13 protein-coding genes are annotated in these 19569 nt (G+C 37.9%); 4 read left to right on the forward strand and 9 right to left on the reverse strand.

Annotation, left to right across the window (positions count from 1 at the left end):
- Window positions 1-1078 precede the first annotated feature (1078 nt).
- The 9 genes from C8N47_RS17470 to C8N47_RS17515 form a co-directional block, all read right to left on the reverse strand.
- Entirely contained in the window at window positions 1079-3682 is a 2604-nt protein-coding gene (locus C8N47_RS17470) for an AAA family ATPase (protein WP_107823866.1), read from the reverse strand.
- Between the two features lie 18 nt (window positions 3683-3700).
- Entirely contained in the window at window positions 3701-4558 is an 858-nt protein-coding gene (locus C8N47_RS17475) for a hypothetical protein (protein ID WP_170111437.1), read from the reverse strand.
- A 1233-nt stretch (window positions 4559-5791) separates the two neighbouring features.
- A complete protein-coding gene (locus C8N47_RS17485) occupies window positions 5792-8887 on the reverse strand; it encodes an efflux RND transporter permease subunit (RefSeq protein WP_107823869.1) in 3096 nt (1031 codons plus the stop codon).
- A gap of 12 nt (window positions 8888-8899) precedes the next feature.
- Window positions 8900-9271: a DUF2147 domain-containing protein gene (locus C8N47_RS17490; RefSeq protein WP_107823870.1), complete on the reverse strand. Its 372-nt coding sequence runs from the start codon at window positions 9269-9271 to the stop codon at window positions 8900-8902.
- Window positions 9272-9283: 12 nt separating this feature from the next.
- Window positions 9284-10342, reverse strand: a complete 1059-nt coding sequence (locus C8N47_RS17495; RefSeq protein ID WP_107823871.1) for an efflux RND transporter periplasmic adaptor subunit — start codon at window positions 10340-10342, stop codon at window positions 9284-9286.
- A gap of 12 nt (window positions 10343-10354) precedes the next feature.
- A complete protein-coding gene (locus C8N47_RS17500) occupies window positions 10355-11683 on the reverse strand; it encodes a TolC family protein (protein WP_107823872.1) in 1329 nt (442 codons plus the stop codon).
- A 174-nt stretch (window positions 11684-11857) separates the two neighbouring features.
- Complete coding sequence (locus C8N47_RS17505; protein WP_107823873.1) at window positions 11858-12976, reverse strand: helix-turn-helix domain-containing protein; 1119 nt, start codon at window positions 12974-12976, stop codon at window positions 11858-11860.
- Between the two features lie 435 nt (window positions 12977-13411).
- Complete coding sequence (locus C8N47_RS17510; protein ID WP_107823874.1) at window positions 13412-14572, reverse strand: tyrosine-type recombinase/integrase; 1161 nt, start codon at window positions 14570-14572, stop codon at window positions 13412-13414.
- A 754-nt stretch (window positions 14573-15326) separates the two neighbouring features.
- Window positions 15327-17204 carry an ABC-F family ATP-binding cassette domain-containing protein gene (locus C8N47_RS17515; protein ID WP_107823875.1) on the reverse strand — a complete coding sequence of 626 codons (1878 nt, stop codon included), beginning with the start codon at window positions 17202-17204 and terminating at the stop codon, window positions 15327-15329.
- A 205-nt stretch (window positions 17205-17409) separates the two neighbouring features.
- On the opposite strand from C8N47_RS17515, the gene nth reads away from it, so the two are divergent.
- The 4 genes from nth to C8N47_RS19030 all read left to right on the forward strand — a co-directional run bounded on the left by nth (window position 17410) and on the right by C8N47_RS19030 (window position 19360).
- A complete protein-coding gene (gene nth, locus C8N47_RS17520) occupies window positions 17410-18069 on the forward strand; it encodes an endonuclease III (protein ID WP_107823876.1) in 660 nt (219 codons plus the stop codon).
- 158 nt (window positions 18070-18227) lie between these two features.
- Entirely contained in the window at window positions 18228-18398 is a 171-nt protein-coding gene (locus C8N47_RS17525; protein WP_107823877.1) for a DUF362 domain-containing protein, read from the forward strand.
- Window positions 18399-18618: 220 nt separating this feature from the next.
- Entirely contained in the window at window positions 18619-18942 is a 324-nt protein-coding gene (locus C8N47_RS17530; RefSeq protein ID WP_170111438.1) for a T9SS type A sorting domain-containing protein, read from the forward strand.
- A gap of 283 nt (window positions 18943-19225) precedes the next feature.
- Window positions 19226-19360 carry a hypothetical protein gene (locus C8N47_RS19030; RefSeq protein WP_281257088.1) on the forward strand — a complete coding sequence of 45 codons (135 nt, stop codon included), beginning with the start codon at window positions 19226-19228 and terminating at the stop codon, window positions 19358-19360.
- Window positions 19361-19569 lie beyond the last annotated feature (209 nt).

Consider the following 19569-nt stretch of genomic DNA (forward strand, 5'->3'; position numbering starts at 1 on the left):
TAAGTTTAGGCGCGGATTGCGGGCATCTTTCCTGTCGTGGTACGCCGCTGTTGGAGCGGGGTAGGGCGTTGGATTTACAACGCTGCCCGTGCTTAAATTTACACGTTGTTACAGCCTGTATATTATTTTGTCAAATATTCGTCTTTATTGGTTTCACTAAACATCTCCTGAAGAAACAGTCAACTCTAATCGTTGCTGACATTTATTAAAACCGTTTGTTAAATATAATACTTTATCTCTTTCTACAGATTTTCTCAAAAAATCTGTTTTTATTTCATCGCAATAGCTTAAAAAATTTGTCTCATTTTTTAAAACCAGACCGTTTTAAAAACTGTCCTCACGATTATAAAATATTAAAAAATATGCTTTTGTGTAATCGTTTCTCAAAAATCGTTACGAAAACACTTTTTAAACACTAATCATTTTTTTCTCCGAATCGTTGAGCGGCAAAAAAGTCATGGCACAAATACCAGCAACCGAAAAAACTGTCTGCAAAACTTTAATCCTCATTAAGCTCAATCAGTTTTTTAGCCGTCGTTTTGTTAAACCTAAATATGAAAAGAACTCTCGCGGTATAATTTTAAAAAGTCAACGAAAGACTGTCAAACCGATGAAAAACCGCCAATTTTTATAAAAATCTTCTCGTCATGTCAAACCGCCGTACTAGAACAGAGCGACAGTCTGCCGATGACTTTCTGGGCTGTCTGAAAGTCTTTTTTTATATAGGCTGTAACGGATTGGTATATGCAAATGTGGGCGATTGCGGGCTTTAAACTTATCAAACCGTTACTATTTTAAAGCGGGCTACTGCCCTTGATTTTAGTACAATCTCGCCCATTTTGTATATACCGTGTTGTAAGCTGGTGTTCATTGTTCAAAGTCAATCTATTTCAAGTTTTTACAAATCTAATCTTTTATCTTATCAATCCGCACTGACCTTGATTCGAAGCACGAATTTATTTTGTTTTTTGAGCGTCGGCAAACCCTAAAGCCCTGTGGGCTAATTGGGCTGAAAAGGCAAAAGCTCTTTTGCAAGCCTTTGGTCTGAGCGTTGGCTCGTGCGGGCTTGCAAATGTGCTTACGACTGTGCGCCGGCTTTTATTTCATTTCTTAATTCCTTTAATTCTTTTTTCAGTTCATTAAATTCATCCATTTCTCTTTTTAAATCATCTGGCTCAGGTTTATTTGAAACAAAAGTATCACTGTGTAAATGAGCCTCAATGTATCGAGATAAGTGTCCAACTTTTGCAATAAGTTTTTTAGTAAAATCCGGTAATACAACAACGTCTTTTAGTCGTTCAACACTCACTCTTTCATCAAATCTAAGGACAACAGCTTGAAATAAATCAAAAATAATCAAGTACTCATAATTTGTTCTTAATGAAGAAAATCCAGTCCTTAATAATTTTTCACGCTCTGTTGGAGATGTTTCTTTTCTGGCTGCTTTCCAAGCATCATCTGCATTTTTTAATGATTTATAATCGCCTTCAGTTGCAGGACTATTATTATTCGAAACAATTCCAGTTTTATCGTTAATCTTTTCAATCCAGTGGCATTGAATGTCAATCATTAATTCACTTAGATTTTTTAAGTAATTAACAAATAATAAATCATGCGTAAAAATTATCACTTGCTTTGTTTCAGCTAATTTCACCAGTCTTTCCGCTATCAATGCACGTCTTTGATGGTCAAGTGAGGTAACTGGGTCATCGAAAACAACACCTTTATTCTGTGGATTTAATTGTACTTCTGTCAAGAAATCAGCCAACGAAATCGCTCGTTGCTCCCCTTCACTTAAAATCAGACTTGCTTTTTTATTTGCTATTGAGAGCTTTCTAAGTGTTTTTAACCTATCATTCCTCTGTTTTATCTCAATAAATTTGGGGGCTTTTAGAAAATCGCATTCCGTTTCAAAGGTTGATGTGTATTTATCGGTAATATGTTGATTGAATAGACTGCCCTGAAGCGTTGTCAATGAATTAGTTCGAAATGCTCCTAAAGAATTTTCTGCTTTTGAAATCCATTTACAAGTTAAAACATATTCAATTATTTGAGAAAGAAGCTTTGACAATAAACTTTTGTCTGTCAAATAGTTTTGTTGGAAAGTTAATGTTGCTATTTCTTGGTCTGGTTTCTTTTTGAATAGTTCATCAATGCTTTCGTTCAGTTTTTGCGAGATTGGATTTAGCTCACTTGTATTTACTGTAAAAACGGTTACTAATAGTTCTTTATTTAGCTTTTCAAGATTTTGGATTAAGTTGTTTTTTGAGTTTTCTGAATCTGTTACAATCTTTTGCCATTTTTCAGTCTGGTCAGGATGATATTGTTTTAAAAATCCAAAAAGATTAGTTGTGTCATTAAATACAACAGTTGGTAGGTTTTTTAATTCACGTATTGCATTGGCAATATCTTGTTTAATCTTGTTTAGCTCAGTTTCAGCCTGACTTTGCAATAATTTCCAATAAGTATCAATTAAAGATTTTTCATTACCCGATATTGGTTGCAAACAAAATAAACAACGGTCGCCTTCAACCGGATAATTATTCCCATCACCTTTTTTGTTCTCAATTTGAATTTTATAATTCCGTGCTGCAATTACAAAATCACGCCAAGGCTGACTGCCAACCAAATCAATATTATATTTTTCAAAACTCTTTATTCCTTCTGCATTTACAAGTGTTTGTGTTTTATAAAAATTATCTAAAAGACCATAATAGTAATCTATTTTTTCCTGAGTCAGAAAGTTTATAATATTCTGTTGTTTCTGAATAAAATCGGATAATTCCCGTTGAAGCTTTTCAAAAGCGGAAATCTTTTCCTGTATGTTTAATGCTTTTAATTCTGCAATTTTCTTTTTTATTCCTTCAAGCTTTTCTGCATCTTCTTCTGAAAAATTTGCATAGGCTTTAAGTTTTTCAATATCTGTTTGTGAATTAAAGCTTTCAACAGCTTTCTTTATTTCATTATCATTTTGAAAATGAATTAAGAAAGGATTTGTCTTTTTAAGAGAATTTATTTCAGTATTAATATTTGATTTAAGTTCCTCAAATAATTGTAAAATTTTCTCGAAGAAGTCGAAACCACTCGGAGTAAAGTTTAATTGGTTATCATTATCGAGATGTATTTTGACGCTTTGGGTATCAAAAACAGAATATTGAGAAAATTCAAAACAATTCTTATCAGCAGGGAAGAATTTGTCGAGAGTTCCACCATTGGACTTGAAAACAAATTTACATGTTGGCTGTCCACTTTCAGTCTCGTTAAAGACATTTCCTAAAATGTTTTTATCACCTCTTGAATTATAAAAAGCATTATTTAATAATCTTATGTATCCGGATTTGCCAGTTCCATTATTGCCATATATGACAGTCAGATTTTTGTTGATTTCTATTTCCTGACCAGAAATTAATGCATTTACATTTTCAATGTCTTTTACAGCTTGTAACTCAATATCATTTGTTGTAGATGAAACTGAAGTTTCGATTTCGTTAAATACAATTGGCGTTTGTTCATTTTCAGCGGGTTTCAAACCGTTTTCTTCTTTAAAGAATGTAAGTGTATTAGATAGTAAATTTTCATCAATTACTTGACCTTCCAGAATTTGATTACCTGAAAATTGCAGCCAATAAGGTTGATTTCTAAGCCACTCAATAATTTGATTTTTTAGTATTGCTTTACACATGGTTAATAAAATATAATTCTAAAATTTCTCTCCATATTTATCTCTCATCCAATCATTAATTTCTTTTTCAAATGGTTGAATGAAAGTATATGAAATATGAAAATCATCAAAATCAAGCACAATATCATTTTCGTATAGCTGTGTACCTCTTAATAAAAGTTTTCTTCTGATTAAATTGTTATTATTAATTTCATAATCATCAACGCCTTTAATCGTGAAATTATTTTCATCATCAAAATCTCCATATTGAATTGCCCCTCCAACACTTGGGACTCTTTCAGAGTTAATTATATTACGGAGTAATTTGATAGGGCTTAAGTTTTGTAATTTCTTTATATATTTTTCAGCCTCATCCTTTCCACTGCCTAAACATTCAATCCAGTTGTCAACTAATATTTGTTTAAAAGTAGATTTTATTGGAAAGTCGGATAAATCAAGTTCAAATTTGTAAGTTTTTAATAATTTATCTTTTGGACAAAATCCTGTGAGAAAAAATCCAGCAAGACCTTTTTCCCTTAAAACACTGCAAACTTTTTGCGATGTGTGTTCATGAAATTTTGAAATCAGTTTTGCAATTCCATTCATTGAAAAATCAGTGTAATGAGTATATTGCAGCCTTTGCAATACTTCATAAATAGCCTCTTTTATTATGTAAGAATTGGTTGATGAACCAGCAAAACATAATCCAATTTTATAATCATAATCTAAGGTCTGTTGTTGAGTTTCAAAATTAGTTGGGGAAAAAATTTTGACAGGTATCGAAAATATTTTTATACCAAAATCTATAAAAGATGAACAATCCGAATTCATTGATAATCTGCTATCAGAAGCAAAATGAATGTTGTTTCCAGATTTCCAAGCTAAACAAAGCGTCATATTTATTCCATTTTTATATTTGAAGTCGTTCAGTAGCACTCTTTTGCAAATTTAGCATGTGTGCTGGCATGTGTGATTTGCAAATGTGTGCGGTATAGATGTATCTGTGCGGGGGGAGAAAAAAACAAAATAAATTCCCCTCAAACTGCACTGACCTATCAACGGAGCACCATCCCAGGTAATCCTTTTTTTGTAATTATTTCAATTTTCTTTTATTTGTTTAAATGTATCGTGTCTGTCCACTTGCTTACAACGGTTGGTGCAAGTTGCGTTGCGGATTTCGAAGAGCGTCTTCGTCCACCGGACGAAAGACGGTCAGAGAAAGGAACAACGGCAACTGAAACCACCGAGCCCGCGATGCAATTTGCACGTTGTTAGCAGCCGGTTGTTTCGTATACTCAGTTTATTAACAGAATAAATGTATGATTTTCCGCGGAAAAGTTTTACAAAGTGCGGAAGCTTTTATCAACTTTTTTTGTTCAATTCGAAACAACGCGAAGTAGTTGCAAGTACAGCTATGGTTTACAGAGTAGGGGCGGGAACCAGCCCGTTCATGCCCAACTCCGCTGGCGGAAAACTTGCCTGCGCCGGAACATTCCTGCCAATTTTGTTTCCCTGCAAGTACCGGAAAGCAAAAAACAAGATTTCAGGCAACTACCGGCCATTCTTAAAAACTGGCAAACAATCAGGCTGCGAAACAACCTGGCAAGCTATCAGACAGCGAAAAATTGGCAACTGCGCCAAACTTCTCCTGCAAGTTTTGTGACAGCAACCTGCCTGGGCGAGAACAAAAGCAAAGAACGAAGTTTCAGGTAACCACCATTTGGCTTTTATCCAACTGGCTGCTAACGGTTGGCGGTATGAGTAGTGCGGGATTTCGAAGCACTTACTTATCAAACCGTTGCTATGTTTATTAAATGTACTCATGTTGAATTTACCACATTACCCCGCATTACTTATGACCGCGTGTTGTATGCTGGTGTTTATTGTTCAAAGACAATCTGTTTCAAGTTTTTACAAATCTAATATTTTATCTTATCAATCTGCACTGAACTTGATACGGAGCATTAATTTATTTTGTTTTTTGTGGGAGGGCAAACCCCAAACCGCCCTTAAAGGCGGTAACAAGGCTGGTATTTGTTAGCTCTTTGGCAAGTTTTGGTTTGAGCGTGGCTCGTGTGACTTGCCAATGTGCTAACAAATAGGGCTGATTGGTTAAAAAAATTATGATATTTACATACCTTTAGCTTGTCCCATTATTTTTATTTTCAATTTCTCAAATGTATAATAAATCATAGGTACAATAATCATTGACAAGAACATAGAAACTGTCAAACCTCCAATTAATACCCAACCGATTCCGTTTTTCCATTCAGCTCCGGCACTGGCAGAAACGGCAAGAGGAATAAGCCCAATAATCATTGAAATATTGGTCATAAGAATGGCTCTAAAACGCAATAGTACAGCTTCGAGTATGGCATCCACCAATGCTTTTCCTTCCTTTATTAGGTCGTTGGCAAAGTCGATTACAAGAATGGCATTTTTGGCTACCAGTCCGGCAAGCATAATAATACCCAAAATGGTAAACAAGCTAAGGTTTTCGTTTGCTAATGCCAGTGCAAACAATGCCCCGATAATTGCTAAAGGAATGGTAAACAGCACCACGAAAGGATGCAGCCAGTTATTGTAAAGCAGAACCATAATTAAGTACATAAAAAGAATTGCGGCAATAAATGCAATTGCGAGCGACGCAAACGATTCGCTCATCATTTTCGACATTTTCGAATATTCATGACTTGTACCTTGTGGGAAATTTGCCTGTTCTACTAAATTTTCGAATTGTTCAGTTGCAGTACCTTGCGAAACACCTACCAACTGGCAGGTAATAGTTGCCGACGAGCCGCGGTTATATCTTTCTAAAACGCTTGGACCCAGTCCTTGTTCAATAGTTGCAAATTGCGATAAAGTAACAATGCCTTTGTGAGTTTTAAATTTTAACGATTCTAAATCAGATTTGTCTTTTCGATTAAATTCGTCGAGACGAATGTTGATATCATATTCGTTATCTCCAATCCGGTATTTATTATCGGTGTTCCCGGCAAATGCCAGTTGAATATCTTTTGAAATTTCGCCTATTGTAAGTCCATAATATGCCAGCTTTTCTCTGTCAAAAAATACCTGGTATTCAGGATTACCAAAATTCAGTGAATTTTCTACTTCTGTAGTTCCTTCAATAGAGCGAAGCAAATCGCAAAACATTTCGGAAGCTTTGTAAATACTATCAATATTACTACCTTTTACATAGAATTTTATAGGAATGTCTTCGTTGCCCATAATGTTAACATTGGCAGCACTAACTTTAATGCCGGGCACTGTTTCCTCAATTTTGGCACGTAATGTTCGAGCAATATTTTGTGAACTCATTTCGCGTTCTTCTAAAGGAACAAAAATTACATTAAACTCGGTAAAATAAGGTGTACTATTATCAGTTGCAATAGCGTTTCCTGTTCGTTTACCAATAGTTGTATATAAATTTTCAACTTCAGGTTGTGAAAGGATAAGCTCTTCAACTTGCGAAGTAACTTTTAAATTCTCGTGTATTTTTGTCGATTTTGGCAATTCAATTCTTAAAATAGCATTTCCCCTGTCACCCGATTCCATAAACGAAGTGCCAATAAAACCTGCCGGAATAAGCCAAACGCTAAGAACAAACGCAACAATCACAAAGCCTGTTGTAAGCATTTTGTGGTGTAATGCCCACTTAAGCATATTTGTTATCCAAACAGCAAATTTTTCCAATAGTTTTTCAAAACCATCGAGTACTTTGCTTACGGCATTTTTCTTTGGTGTTTCAATTTTAGCATATCTCGAGGTTAATAAAGGCACAAGTGTAAATGTAAATAGCAAACTAAAAAGCATAGATGCCACAATAACAATTGCATACTCGTGCAAAATTTGACCTGTGATTCCTGTAACCATTGATATTGGAATAAATACAGCTGATAAAACAGCAGTAGTTGAAACAAGTGTAAGACCTATTTCTTTCATGCTGTCTTTTGTGGCATCAAACCTGTTTTTGCCCATTTCCATATGGCGGTGGATGTTTTCGATTATAACAATAGCATCGTCGACTACAGTACCAACAACCAACGAAAGCGAGGTTAAACTAATAAGGTCGAGCGAAAAATCGAGCAGGTACATAACAATGAATGTCCCTATTAATGATGTTGGAATAGTAACCAGAACAAAAAGGGTGTTTCGGTAACTTTTTAAGAACAAAAGCATAATAAGTGAGACAAGGATAATTGCCATCATTAGGTCTTTACCAACAGCATTTGCTGCATTGAGTGTAAATACTGAATTATCGTTGGCAATTGTAAAATCTAATCCGGAATCGGCATAATCTACTTTTAGTTGTTCCAGTTTTTCCTGAACAAGTCGGCTTACATCTACAGCATTGGCTTCTTTTTGTTTTGAAACTTCAATACCAATGGCTTCGACACCATTGATTTTTGCAATTGTTTTTATGTCTGAAATTCCTTCATATACATCGGCAATTTCTTCAAGGTAAATAGCATTGCCGGTATTTGAATACCCTGCCACGGTTTTTCTTAACTGGTCGATAGATTGGTATTTTCCGGATAATCGCACCTTCATTTGAGTTTGTTCGTCTTCAATTTTACCGGCCGGGAATTCTATATTTGAAGCTCCAACAAGTTGAACAACTTGCTTTATAGTAAGGTTAAAAGCATCCAGTTTGTTTTTGTCGATGTTTACCTTAATTTCCTTTTGCATACCGCCAACCATATTCACATTTGCCACTCCTTTAATTTGCGATAAAGTCGGCTGTATTGTCTTATCGATAAGGTCAAAAAAATCGGTATTCGACAAAGCTGATGTTGCACCAATAGTAATAATTGGCAATTCACTTAAATCAATTGCCGAAACAGATGGTTCGTAAATGTCTTTTGGCAGTGTCCGACGGATTTTGTCAAGTTTTGCTTTTACATCTTGTAAGGCATCCTTGGGGGCAATATCCATACTCATCATAAGTCTTACACTTGAAACACCTTCCATTGAAGCTGAAATTATTTCATCGATTCCTTCAACTTGTGCCAGTGCATTTTCGAGTGGAATGGTTACTGATTTTTCGATATCGCTTGCACCTGCACCTGGATACACTGTAGTTACAACAACTACCGGCGCACTAATATCGGGAATCAATTCATACTTTAGTTTTGTACCTAAAAACAATCCTGCCAATAAGGTTATTATGAGCAGAACTAGTGGAATTGTTGGTCGCTTGATTGATATATCTGATATATTCATATTTTCAAAATTTTAAACTCGTGTCCAAATAACTTCTTTTTTAATAAATCCATATTTCATAAAAATCTTTATTTGATTAGTATTATGAAATTTGGTCATGCAGTCAAGTGTTTTTCCTTTAGCTGTTAAAATGCCACTTTCATACTGTTTTAATTTAGAATTATAGGTCAGGTCTTTAATGATAACATCCCCTATATTCACATCTTTGTCAGCATCTTTAGCTTTCCACACTACTTTTGCATTGTATTGGCCATTTGTTTGATAGAATTCAACCTTCATTTTTTTGTTTGCAGTAAGATATGTGCCAACTATGTTTTCTTGTTGAGAATATGCGGTCACAACTAAAAACAATGATATTATTATTGTACTTATCGTCTTCTTCATGCTAGATATTTTTTAATCTATAATTTTTACTTTCGCCGATTCGTAAAGGTTAATGGTTCCCGATACTACATAAATCTGGTTTAGATTTAAACCATCGATGATTTCAACACTGCTACCCAATGTTTTATTTATTTTAACCTCTTGTTCTACCAGCTCATTGTTTTCAACAATATACATCGAAGCATTTTGCAAGGAACCCGAAATAGCATTTCTGTCAACAATAATTGCTTTGGGCTGAGTTTTTTCGATAGTTGCTTCTGCAAACATTCCTGCTTTCAGATAGTTGTTTTCGTCAATAGAAATTTCAATGGCAAACCGACTGTTTGACAGTGCTTTTTCAGCGATATTTGTAATGCTTCCCGTAAAACAGTTGTTTGGATACTCATCTACTTTTAAAGTAACAATATCTCCGCTTTCTATTGACAAAACATCCTTGCTATTAACCTCAGTGGTAATAATCAGATTGTTTTTACTAATAATGTTGCACAGTTTAACACTTCCCGAAATAAGCATTCCTTCTTCGTAATAGCTATCGTTAATAAAACCCGATACAGGAGAAGTAACTTTAGTGTCGTTGAGCATTTTTGTAATTCTTGCAAGCTCAGCTTTCGATTGTGTATATTTTAAAGTAATATCTTCGAGATTTTTTTGAGTTACAGCATTGTTTTCAACCAACTTTTTCATTCTTTCGTAGTCAAGTTTGCTGTGCTCGTAATTTGTTTTTGCAAGTTCGTATTGCTCTTTCAATACTGAATTATCTATTTCAAGAATAGTTTCGCCTTTGTTTACCCAGCTGCCTTTTTCCTTGTATATTTTAATAATTCGTCCTTGTGTTTCGGCAAAAAGAAACAAATCGGTTTTATTTTTTATTGCTCCTGACATCTCGATATTTTGGATGTAATTTGCAGCCTTTACCGTGTCAACTTTTACAGGTATGGCAGTTGCTTTTACATTAGCAAGTTCCGCTTCTGCTTTATTTTTTTCCTTGTTTGCTTTTAATTTCCAACAAATTGCTGTTATTACCAGTAATATGATGAATGCGGGCAAAATATGTTTTATTATCTTTTTCATCTTATTAAAAATTTATTTATTCGTTAAAGTATTTAAATTGCAATTCGATTTTAACACATCGAGCTCGGCCATGAAGAGTTCTAATAAGCTTTTTGTGTAACTTAATTTAGCATTGCTTAAGTCTGAAGTTGAGATTAATAATTCAGTTAGGGGGAGTAATCCTTCTTCGTATTTAAGCGATGAAACATTATAGATATCATCGGTTTGTTTTATGTTGTCGAACTGAATTTCACAGTTTTCTTTTAGTGAAAAGTATTTATTTAATGTTTGTTGTCGTTCTTGATTAAAGTTTTGTGTTGCTTGTTCAATGTTCTTTTCTACAATTTGAGAATTGAGCTTCGATTGTTGCACTTTTGCTTTGTTTCTGCCACCCGAAAAAATGGGTATTGTCATTTTAAGACCTACAAGCGAAATGTTATTCCAATCGTTAACTTTGAACACATCGGCAAAATCGTTCTGTTGAACATTATAGGCATACGAAGCATAAAGCAATGTAGTTGGGCGGTAAGCTGCTTTTGATTTTTTTATCTGAAGATTTTGTATTTCAAGTTGCTTTTCAAGAATTTGAATATCGGTACTTTTTACAGAATCTATCAATCCAATTTTCTGATTGTTTTGATTGAATTCAATATCTAAATTGGGCTCAGGAAATGGATAGTCTTCATTGCCTATTAGTAATCTTATCCTGTTTTTCTGCTCAAATAACGATGCTTCTATTAGGTTAACTTGTTTCTCCAAATCATTAATTTTTACAACAATTCGGTTTGTGTCGGTTGGCAAAGCCATATCGTTATTTACCAGATTCGCAGCAATTCTTTTATTTTCTTTTAATATCTCAATATTTTCTTTTATAATTTTTAAGCTCTCCAAACTTGCTAAATAATAATAATATGAGTAGCTCACCTGATAGATTACATCTTCTTCAGTTTTAATTTTTAAAAGTTTGTATAATTCCGTTGACTCTTTTGCTGTTTTTAAATCGGTAAGCAATGAAATATTTGGTATTAAATATGATGCGCTAATACCGACATCGCCATTGTTGGGTCTTCCCATGTGTGTTTCAATATCACTGGGAGCACCAAGCATTTCTCCCGGAAGAATCACAGTGGGCAATTCAATATAATGCTTTGCTTCAATTGCTCCTGATAATTGAGGAAGTGTATAGGACTGAACTTGTTTAACTTGCTGTTCACTGTTAGCAATATCTAATTCTGCTTTTTGGATTTCGTAATTATTTTCAAGGGCCATCCGGAGCAGTTCTTTATGAACATCATCTACTTGTGAATAAAGAACACCTGTAAAGAGTAGCCCATTAATCAATATTAAAAACAATTTCTTCATGCTTCTCACTTTTTAAAATTTACTGAGAGCAAAGAAACTGCAATACAATAGTAACTACGACCTAACTACAAAGGACGTACTATTTACAAGTTCGACCTTTAAAGCAGCGACATATAAAATACAGATATACTGATACATAAGTTGTGATAGTTGAATTGCATTTTTTTACGAAGACTATCCGGAAGCTAGCTCTTTTCGATATTCGGAAGGTGTTTTTCCTGTAAATTTTTTGAAAAAAGTGTTGAATGATGACTTGGAATTGAATCCTGCCTCAAATGCAATGGCTATAATACTCCAATTTTTATATTTTTCTTCTTTAAACAAACGGATTACTTCGTTGGCACGAAACTCATTCACGAATGTATAAAGGTTTTTATTCAATTGTTCATTTAAAATCTGGGTAATATAATGTTGCTGTATGCCTGTGTGTTGCGATATTTCTTTTAAATTTACTTCGGGATTTAACCACAATTTCTCTACTTGCATCAATTTTGTGATTGTTTGGGCATACTTTACAGCATCGTTTCTTTTTAATCCTGACTTTTGATACGATTCTTTTGGCTTATCATCTTCAACTTCTTCTTTTTGAGCTAAAAGTCTGGGCTGAACATAACCTCGAAAACTTATTACATAAATAAAAAAAGTATAAACAGGTATTAGGATATTTGACATCTTGAAATCAATTCCAACGACTTTATTGAAACCATTTATTATAATGGCCAGAAAATAATATGAGTAAAAAATAAGTACCAGTGTCCATAGCCATTTTAAACTTACATTAGTATTATGGAAAGAATATAAATTATCGACGATTTTACGATATTGGTTCAACTGGCGAATAGTTATGTAACCATATATAGCAAAAGTAGATATAGAAATAATTCCAAATAAGATAAGCAATAATCCTATATCACCATCAGAGTATAACAAAGCCGAAAACTTCGGATTGTAATAAGATAAGAACAAAACATAAAAACTGATAAACACAAAAGGTAAAAAATGAACCAAATCGAATGGTTTGAATTTGTCAACTCCGGATATTAAATATTTCACATACAAATATAAAAATGATGGAAACGACAATGTAATTATAGCTCCTCTACCAATAAGATCGAATTCAAACTGGTCTTGAAAATCAATATTGATTAGTTTCATTATAAAAGAACACATTACAAAAATTAACCAGGCAGAAAGCAGCTTGTCGGTTATATTAAGTGGTCTTTTTGTAACAACAATTAATATGGCAGCAAACAAGGTTTGTGCAATATTTATATGTAAGAAAGCATCTAACAAAACATTTGAATTTTACATAAAGATATAATTAATCTAAAAGTAACAATAGATGAGAAATTTATTTTAAAACCGGATAATCATAAAAAAGAAGAATTGCTATCAAATTAGCAGCGGTGCGTTGGCAAAAAAACAACTCTTTTGTAAACTTTGGTTTGCAGAGCTGGCTTGCTACGGTTTGCAAATGTGTTGTTTTGTGGGCGGGGTTTCCTTTTTCTTTGTGTGGGGGGAGAAAAAAACAAAATAAATTCCCCTCAAACTGCACCGCCCTGTCAACGGAGCACCAATCCAATCAATCCGTTTTTTGTAATTATTTCAATCTTTTTTATTGTATTAATGTATCGTATCGGTTTTACACTTGCATACAACTCTGTTGTCTGTCCACCAAAGTTATCTTATAAATGATTATTTCATACAATATGTGGAACTTTATTTCTCTTATAAATCAAGTTCATCGAAAGGATTTTTAATGTTTTGAAGGCTTTGCGTACTCACGTGGGTGTAGATTTCGGTTGTTACGGACGACTTATGGCCGAGCAGTTCCTGTATGTAGCGCAGATCGGTGCCATTTTCCAGCAAATGCGTGGCAATACTGTGTCGTAAACAGTGGATGGTGTACGGCTTGTTTATTTCGGCCTTCAACATAGCCTTCTCGAAAACTTTTTGCAGGCTCGAGGCTGTTAATGCTTTGCCCGGATATTGACCTTCAATCAGGTATTGTTTAGGCCGGTGCTCGAGGTAATAAGTTCGAAGTTTATGCAAGGTTCGTTCACTGAGTGGAATCATGCGGTCTTTTTTCCCTTTGGAGTTAATGACCGAAAGTGTTTTCCGTTTCGAATCCAGATGTTCGAGTTTTAGGTTAATCAGTTCGCTTCGTCTCAAACCACAGGAATAAATCATCATCATCGCCATTTTGTGTTTGGGATTGCTGATCACGCGAAAAAACTTCTCCAAATCGGGCTTGCTGAATACCTTGGGCAGGGGACTGGATTTTAAGGGTCGTTCAATTTCGTCGATATTTAGCAAGCGTTGTTGCGTTTTTTGGTAAAACAGTTTCAGGGCGCTCACCGTTTGATTCTGAAAAGTGGCACTCAAGCCGTTCTTTAGTATGAAATCGTTGTTAAATCGGGTAATGTCGTGGTGCGAAATGCTTTCGGGTTCTTTGTTGGCATAGTATCCAAAGAAAATTTCCAGCTGGTGCATATAGCTGTTGATCGTATTGGTGGCATAGCGCTTTTGAACCATCCATTGTTTAAACGACTGAAGCTGTTTTTGACGATCCGGAGTTAAAGCGGCTTTGAGAGCCCGCAGGTTATAGGGAGCCTTGGCGGCACCGGACTCCGCATCAACCGGCTTCTTCGTGTCGGTCTTCAAGGCTTCATAATCAACCCAGGCCTTGCCCCGGAAAAGCTCAAAAAAACGGTGCAGCACAAAATGCTCCCTGGGCAGATACCAAGCTTCCATTGTCCGGCTCCAGCGTGCATGGTCCAATTGCTTCACCTGATGAACGAGCTCCGGGTCCCAGGCAAAATCGATTCGTACAACCGGCTGCTTCCGGTGCATCGAGTAGGTCAGTTTAATATTTCGCTGTTCCGTCATTCGGTGGCTGGCTGTTTTCAACCTTCAATTTACAAAATTTTGAGAAGTCGAACGCTACAAAAATGATATTTAGGCATGGTGACAACAGCTCGGACTTAAGCTTGCTTTGGGTATGGGGCGGGGAGCGAAACAACCGGAATTTCGTCGGAGCAAAGCAGGGGTTTCTGTAAGGTTTCTGTATGCTTTCTGTAAGCTTACTGTATCCTTTGATATAGAAAGCTAGTAGAAAGTCCAGAGTAGAATAGTAGAAAGTTCGGCCTTTGCATGTAGCAAGCCCGTCGCAGATGGCGGGATTGAAGGATTGAAGGATTGATGGATTGACGGATTACTGGACTACTGGATTGATGGATTGATGACTCACTACTCACTACTCACTACTCACGACTCCTGTCTCACGACTCACTACTGATCACTGACCACTGGACTTCCGGATCCTCTCTCTGCGTCTTCTCCGCGTTCTTGGCGTTTCCGTATTGGTTTAACCGCAAAGTTCGCTAAGAAGGCGCAAAGCACGCAAAGAATGACTCCAGTCTCCCAACTGATCACCGAATTGACGGATTGAAGGATTGACGGATAGCCGGATAGCCGGATTGTCGGATTACTGGATTACTGGACTACTGGATTGAAGACTCACTACTCCCGACTCCCGACTCCCGACTCACGACTCATGACTCACGACTCACGTCTCACGTCTCACGACTCCTGTCTCACGACTCACGACTCATGACTCACGTCTCACGACTGATCCCTGGTATCACGCTTTTTCGCTTAGCTCCAGCCAGCGCAATTCTTTTTCGTCCAGTTCATCCTTCAGTTGGGCGTAACGTTGGCTTTTTTCGATTAATGCTTCGGGGGCAAGTTCGCCGGAGTTCATCTGGTTTTCAAGGCTTGTTTTTTCTTCTTCCAGCTTGGCCAAATCTTTTTCCAACTGTTCGAACTCGCGTTTTTCGTTAAAGCTTAGTTTTTGCGACTGCTGCTTTGGTTTTGTCGGAGTCGTTTTCACCTCTTTGGCTTGAGCTAAGGCTTTTGCTTCAGCCTGGGCACGTTCTTCTTCCTCTTCAACGCTGTTGCGGTAAATGGTGTAGTTGCCCGGAAAGTCTTTGATTTTTCCGTCGCCCTCGAACACAAACAGGTGATCCACGATCTTATCCATAAAATAGCGGTCGTGCGAAACCACAATCACGCATCCATCGAAGGCTGCCAGATAGTCTTCCAGCACATTGAGCGTCATGATGTCCAGGTCGTTTGTTGGCTCATCAAGGATTAAAAAGTTGGGGTTTTGCATTAGGATGGTACACAGGTACAGCCGACGTTTTTCGCCACCGCTAAGCTTTTCAATCAGGCCATACTGACTTTCGGGCGGGAAAAGAAAGCGCGTTAGCAGCTGGCTGGCGGTCATGCGGTTTCCATCTTCGAAGGTCACCACTTCAGCGATGTTTTTCACCACATCAATTACTTTGTCGGTGGGGTTAAAGTCGATGCCGTCCTGCCGGTAATAGCCTATTTTAATGGTTTGTCCCCAGTCAATTGTTCCCTTGTCGGCCGGTATTGCCTGGGTGATGACATTCAGAAAGGTTGATTTTCCGGTTCCGTTTTTTCCCACAATACCTACTTTCTCGAAACGCGAAAATTTGTAGGTGAAATCATCGATTAAAATCAGATCGCCATAAGCTTTCGACACCTGGTCAAGCTCCAGAATTTTACTCCCCATTCGCGAGGAGGCAATGCTCAGCTCCAGGTTGTCTTCGCGACGCCGAAAGCCGGCCTTTTCTTTCAGCTCGTAAAAGGCATCAACACGGTACTTGGCCTTATGGCTGCGGGCTTTAGGCATGCGGCGCATCCATTCCAGCTCCGTACGCAGCAGGTTTTGGGCTTTTTCAGTCGATGCCTGTTGCTGCTCAATACGTTCCTGGCGTTTTTCCAGATAATAGCTGTAGTTGCCTTTGTAGCTGTATACCTGGTTCTGGTCAATTTCAATGATCTCGTTACACACGCGATCCAGAAAATAGCGGTCGTGAGTGACCATAAACAAGGTGCAGTTTGTGCGGTCGAGGTATTGTTCCAGCCATTCAATCATTTCCAGGTCGAGGTGGTTGGTCGGTTCGTCCAGCATGAGCAGGTCCGGCTCGTTGACCAGGATGTTGGCCAGTGCCAGGCGCTTTTGCTGTCCGCCCGAGAGGGAGCCCACCAGTTGGTCGAAGTTATCGATTTTAAGCTGACTTAAAATCTGCTTCACCTTCACCTCGAAATCCCAGGCATGCAGTTCGTCCATTTGTACGGTCAGCTTTTCCATAGCCTGGTGGTCGTTGTGTTTGATGGCTTTCTCAAACTCCCGAACCACTTGCAGCGCGGGATTGTCCGACTTCAAGGCTTGTTCCAGCACGGTTAGCCGGTCGTCCAAATCGGGGTTTTGGCGCAGGTAGCCAATTTTTACATCCTTGGTTTTGGTAATAATTCCACTGTCAGGCTCATCGTTTCCGGCCAAAATTTCCATCATGGTGGTTTTTCCGGCCCCGTTTTTGGCAATCAAGGCCACTTTCTGGTCTTTGAAAATGGTAAACGAGATGTTTTCAAAAAGCATGTAATCTGCAAAACGCTTCGAGATCTGTTCGGCCTGTATATAGGGAGTCATTGGTTCTAATTTTTGCCCAAAAATAGGAATAATACCGATTGGCAATAGAATTGAGGCTTAAATTCGTTCCAGTCTTTATGGCTCAGGCATTAATCCTTGTAATTTCAGCCTTTTGCTTAAAGCGCAGGTTGAAAAACAATTGGTATAATTTGCATCGTAGGGGAGATGGCGTATTTTTGTTTGAGACAGAACAAACAACAGCGAGATGTTAAAAAAAGAACGATACGAAAAGGTTATTGCTTATTTTCAAAAAGAAATGCCTATTGCCGAAACCGAGCTGCATTATTCAAACCCCTACGAGTTGCTGGTGGCGGTCATTCTTTCGGCTCAGTGTACCGATAAGCGGGTAAACCAGCTAACGCCCGAGTTGTTTAAGCGTTTTCCCCAACCGGAACTTATGGCCGAGGTGGAGGCTGCCGAGGTATTCGATTATATCCGTTCCTGCTCGTACCCCAACAACAAGGCGAAACATCTGGTGGGGATGGCCCGGATGCTGGTCAACGATTTTGAAGGGGTGGTACCCGACGATGTGAAAGAGCTGCAAAAGCTGCCGGGAGTAGGGCGGAAGACAGCTAATGTGATAGCCTCGGTTGTGTACGAAAAGCCTGCTTTTGCGGTCGATACGCACGTGTTTCGGGTGTCGGCCCGCATCGGTTTGACCACCAATGCCAAGACGCCGTTGGAAACCGAGAAACAGCTGATGAAGTATTTCCCCGAAGAAATAGTTCCTCTGGCGCATCACTGGTTAATTCTGCACGGGCGCTATACCTGCCTGGCACGCTCGCCCCGCTGTTCGAAATGTGGACTGACCGATTGCTGCAAATATTACGATCAAAATGTCAGGAAGACAGAAAAAGGGAAATAAGACGTTCTTTTTCATAGTCGTTATCTGTTCATGTTAAGTCCACTTTAAGAGATTTTAAAAGCTTATTTGGATTGATGAAAAATAATAGGGAGTTCCTTTGATTTTTTGGCAAACTTTGTACTTTTGCTCGTAATCTTTAACTATAAAAAAGAAGTGTTATGGCTTATGTAATTTCAGACGAGTGCATTGCATGCGGAACTTGTATCGATGAATGTCCTGTTGAAGCAATTTCAGAGGGTGATATCTACAAGATCGACGCTGATCTTTGTACGGATTGTGGCTCTTGCGCCGAAGTTTGCCCGGTTGATGCTATCTCAGTAGCAGAATAATCATCGGACAGCATAAAAAAATTCGCCTGCCAGATTTTTCTGGCAGGTTTTTTTGTGCCTTTTCGCCGCGGCAAACGTGACGAAGGGCAAGATATTGCCGTGTTTTATCAACAATGAGCTGTTAATAGGCATTTTTCTTTCTTTTTAGGGGTAACCTTTAGGCGAAATGTCGTATATTATGTGTGGCTAAGAGAGAAATATGAAAGCAGCTCTACTTTGTATGATATTATTATTGTCTGTTTGTTTTGGAAATGCCCAAACAGAACCGTCGTTGGAGCCGGAAAACCTGACGAAGGTTGAAAAGGTATATCCGAACCCAATGGACGAGCATATTATTGTAGAGATCACTTCCGAAGAATATGCCAACGCTACTTTTATTTTGATGGATATTTTGGGCAACACTGTTCAGCGGTGGGATGCCCGGGAATTAACTCCGGGGCTTCAAAATGTACGCCTGAACCTGAAAAATCTGCATTCCGGTATTTACTTGCTGAAGGTGGTCATCAACAACAAAAGTTTTGTCCATCGCTTACGCAAAGTCTAAGCCTCATTTTTGGGGCTTTATCGTTTTATCCGACCATTTTACAGGCTAATTTACAGACTGAAAAATTCAGCCCGAATGCTGTCCCGATTAATCGGGATTGAAACCTCCTAAAAACACAGATGATTCCGGGGATCACCAACAGGAATGAAAGTTCACTATTTTCGACGATGCTGTTGTCGTTGTTTTCAACAGTTGTCGGGTTGTCGTTCCACTTCTAATCAAAAACAGTTTTTGGCATTGCGGCTTAGCGCCTGTGCGTAGTAAGACTTTCAGAAAAAACTACATGATTCGGAGGGAATCACCAACAGGAATGAAAGTGGTGGAAGACAGCAGAAGGCATTTAAGAGAAGACGGAAGCTCGCTCGGAGCGGGACCGGCCTACTTTTTATCGATGGTGAGAGGCGAACCGGAAGCTTAGTGAATCCGGGAAGCTCCGCTCCGGCAGCTGCCGGACTGGAGATCACCCGGCTGAACTTAGCTTTCGGGAGCTGACACCTGAAGATAAAAATAAGCCTTGCGTTTTCTGTTTCGTCTTTGGGGCAAGCCAAAGATGAAAACCCGTCCGGTAGGACAAAAGATCCGAATTGCGCAAAAGTAGGAGTGAAAAACAGCCAGTTTTGGGGCAAC

The sequence above is a fragment of the Mangrovibacterium marinum genome (assembly GCF_003046625.1).
GTDB classification, from domain to species: domain Bacteria; phylum Bacteroidota; class Bacteroidia; order Bacteroidales; family Prolixibacteraceae; genus Mangrovibacterium; species Mangrovibacterium marinum.

Bases quoted from the DNA above. Each gene is read 5' to 3' on its own strand.
- C8N47_RS17500 (WP_107823872.1), bottom strand. From the start codon at position 11,683: ATGAAGAAATTGTTTTTAATATTGATTAATGGGCTACTCTTTACAGGT.
- C8N47_RS17515 (WP_107823875.1), bottom strand. From the start codon at position 17,204: ATGACTCCCTATATACAGGCCGAACAGATCTCGAAGCGTTTTGCAGAT.
- C8N47_RS17530 (WP_170111438.1), top strand. From the start codon at position 18,619: ATGATATTATTATTGTCTGTTTGTTTTGGAAATGCCCAAACAGAACCG.
- C8N47_RS17475 (WP_170111437.1), bottom strand. From the start codon at position 4,558: ATGACGCTTTGTTTAGCTTGGAAATCTGGAAACAACATTCATTTTGCT.
- C8N47_RS17510 (WP_107823874.1), bottom strand. From the start codon at position 14,572: ATGACGGAACAGCGAAATATTAAACTGACCTACTCGATGCACCGGAAG.
- C8N47_RS17485 (WP_107823869.1), bottom strand. From the start codon at position 8,887: ATGAATATATCAGATATATCAATCAAGCGACCAACAATTCCACTAGTT.
- C8N47_RS17490 (WP_107823870.1), bottom strand. From the start codon at position 9,271: ATGAAGAAGACGATAAGTACAATAATAATATCATTGTTTTTAGTTGTG.
- C8N47_RS17495 (WP_107823871.1), bottom strand. From the start codon at position 10,342: ATGAAAAAGATAATAAAACATATTTTGCCCGCATTCATCATATTACTG.
- C8N47_RS17470 (WP_107823866.1), bottom strand. From the start codon at position 3,682: ATGTGTAAAGCAATACTAAAAAATCAAATTATTGAGTGGCTTAGAAAT.
- C8N47_RS19030 (WP_281257088.1), top strand. From the start codon at position 19,226: ATGATTCGGAGGGAATCACCAACAGGAATGAAAGTGGTGGAAGACAGC.
- nth (WP_107823876.1), top strand. From the start codon at position 17,410: ATGTTAAAAAAAGAACGATACGAAAAGGTTATTGCTTATTTTCAAAAA.
- C8N47_RS17525 (WP_107823877.1), top strand. From the start codon at position 18,228: ATGGCTTATGTAATTTCAGACGAGTGCATTGCATGCGGAACTTGTATC.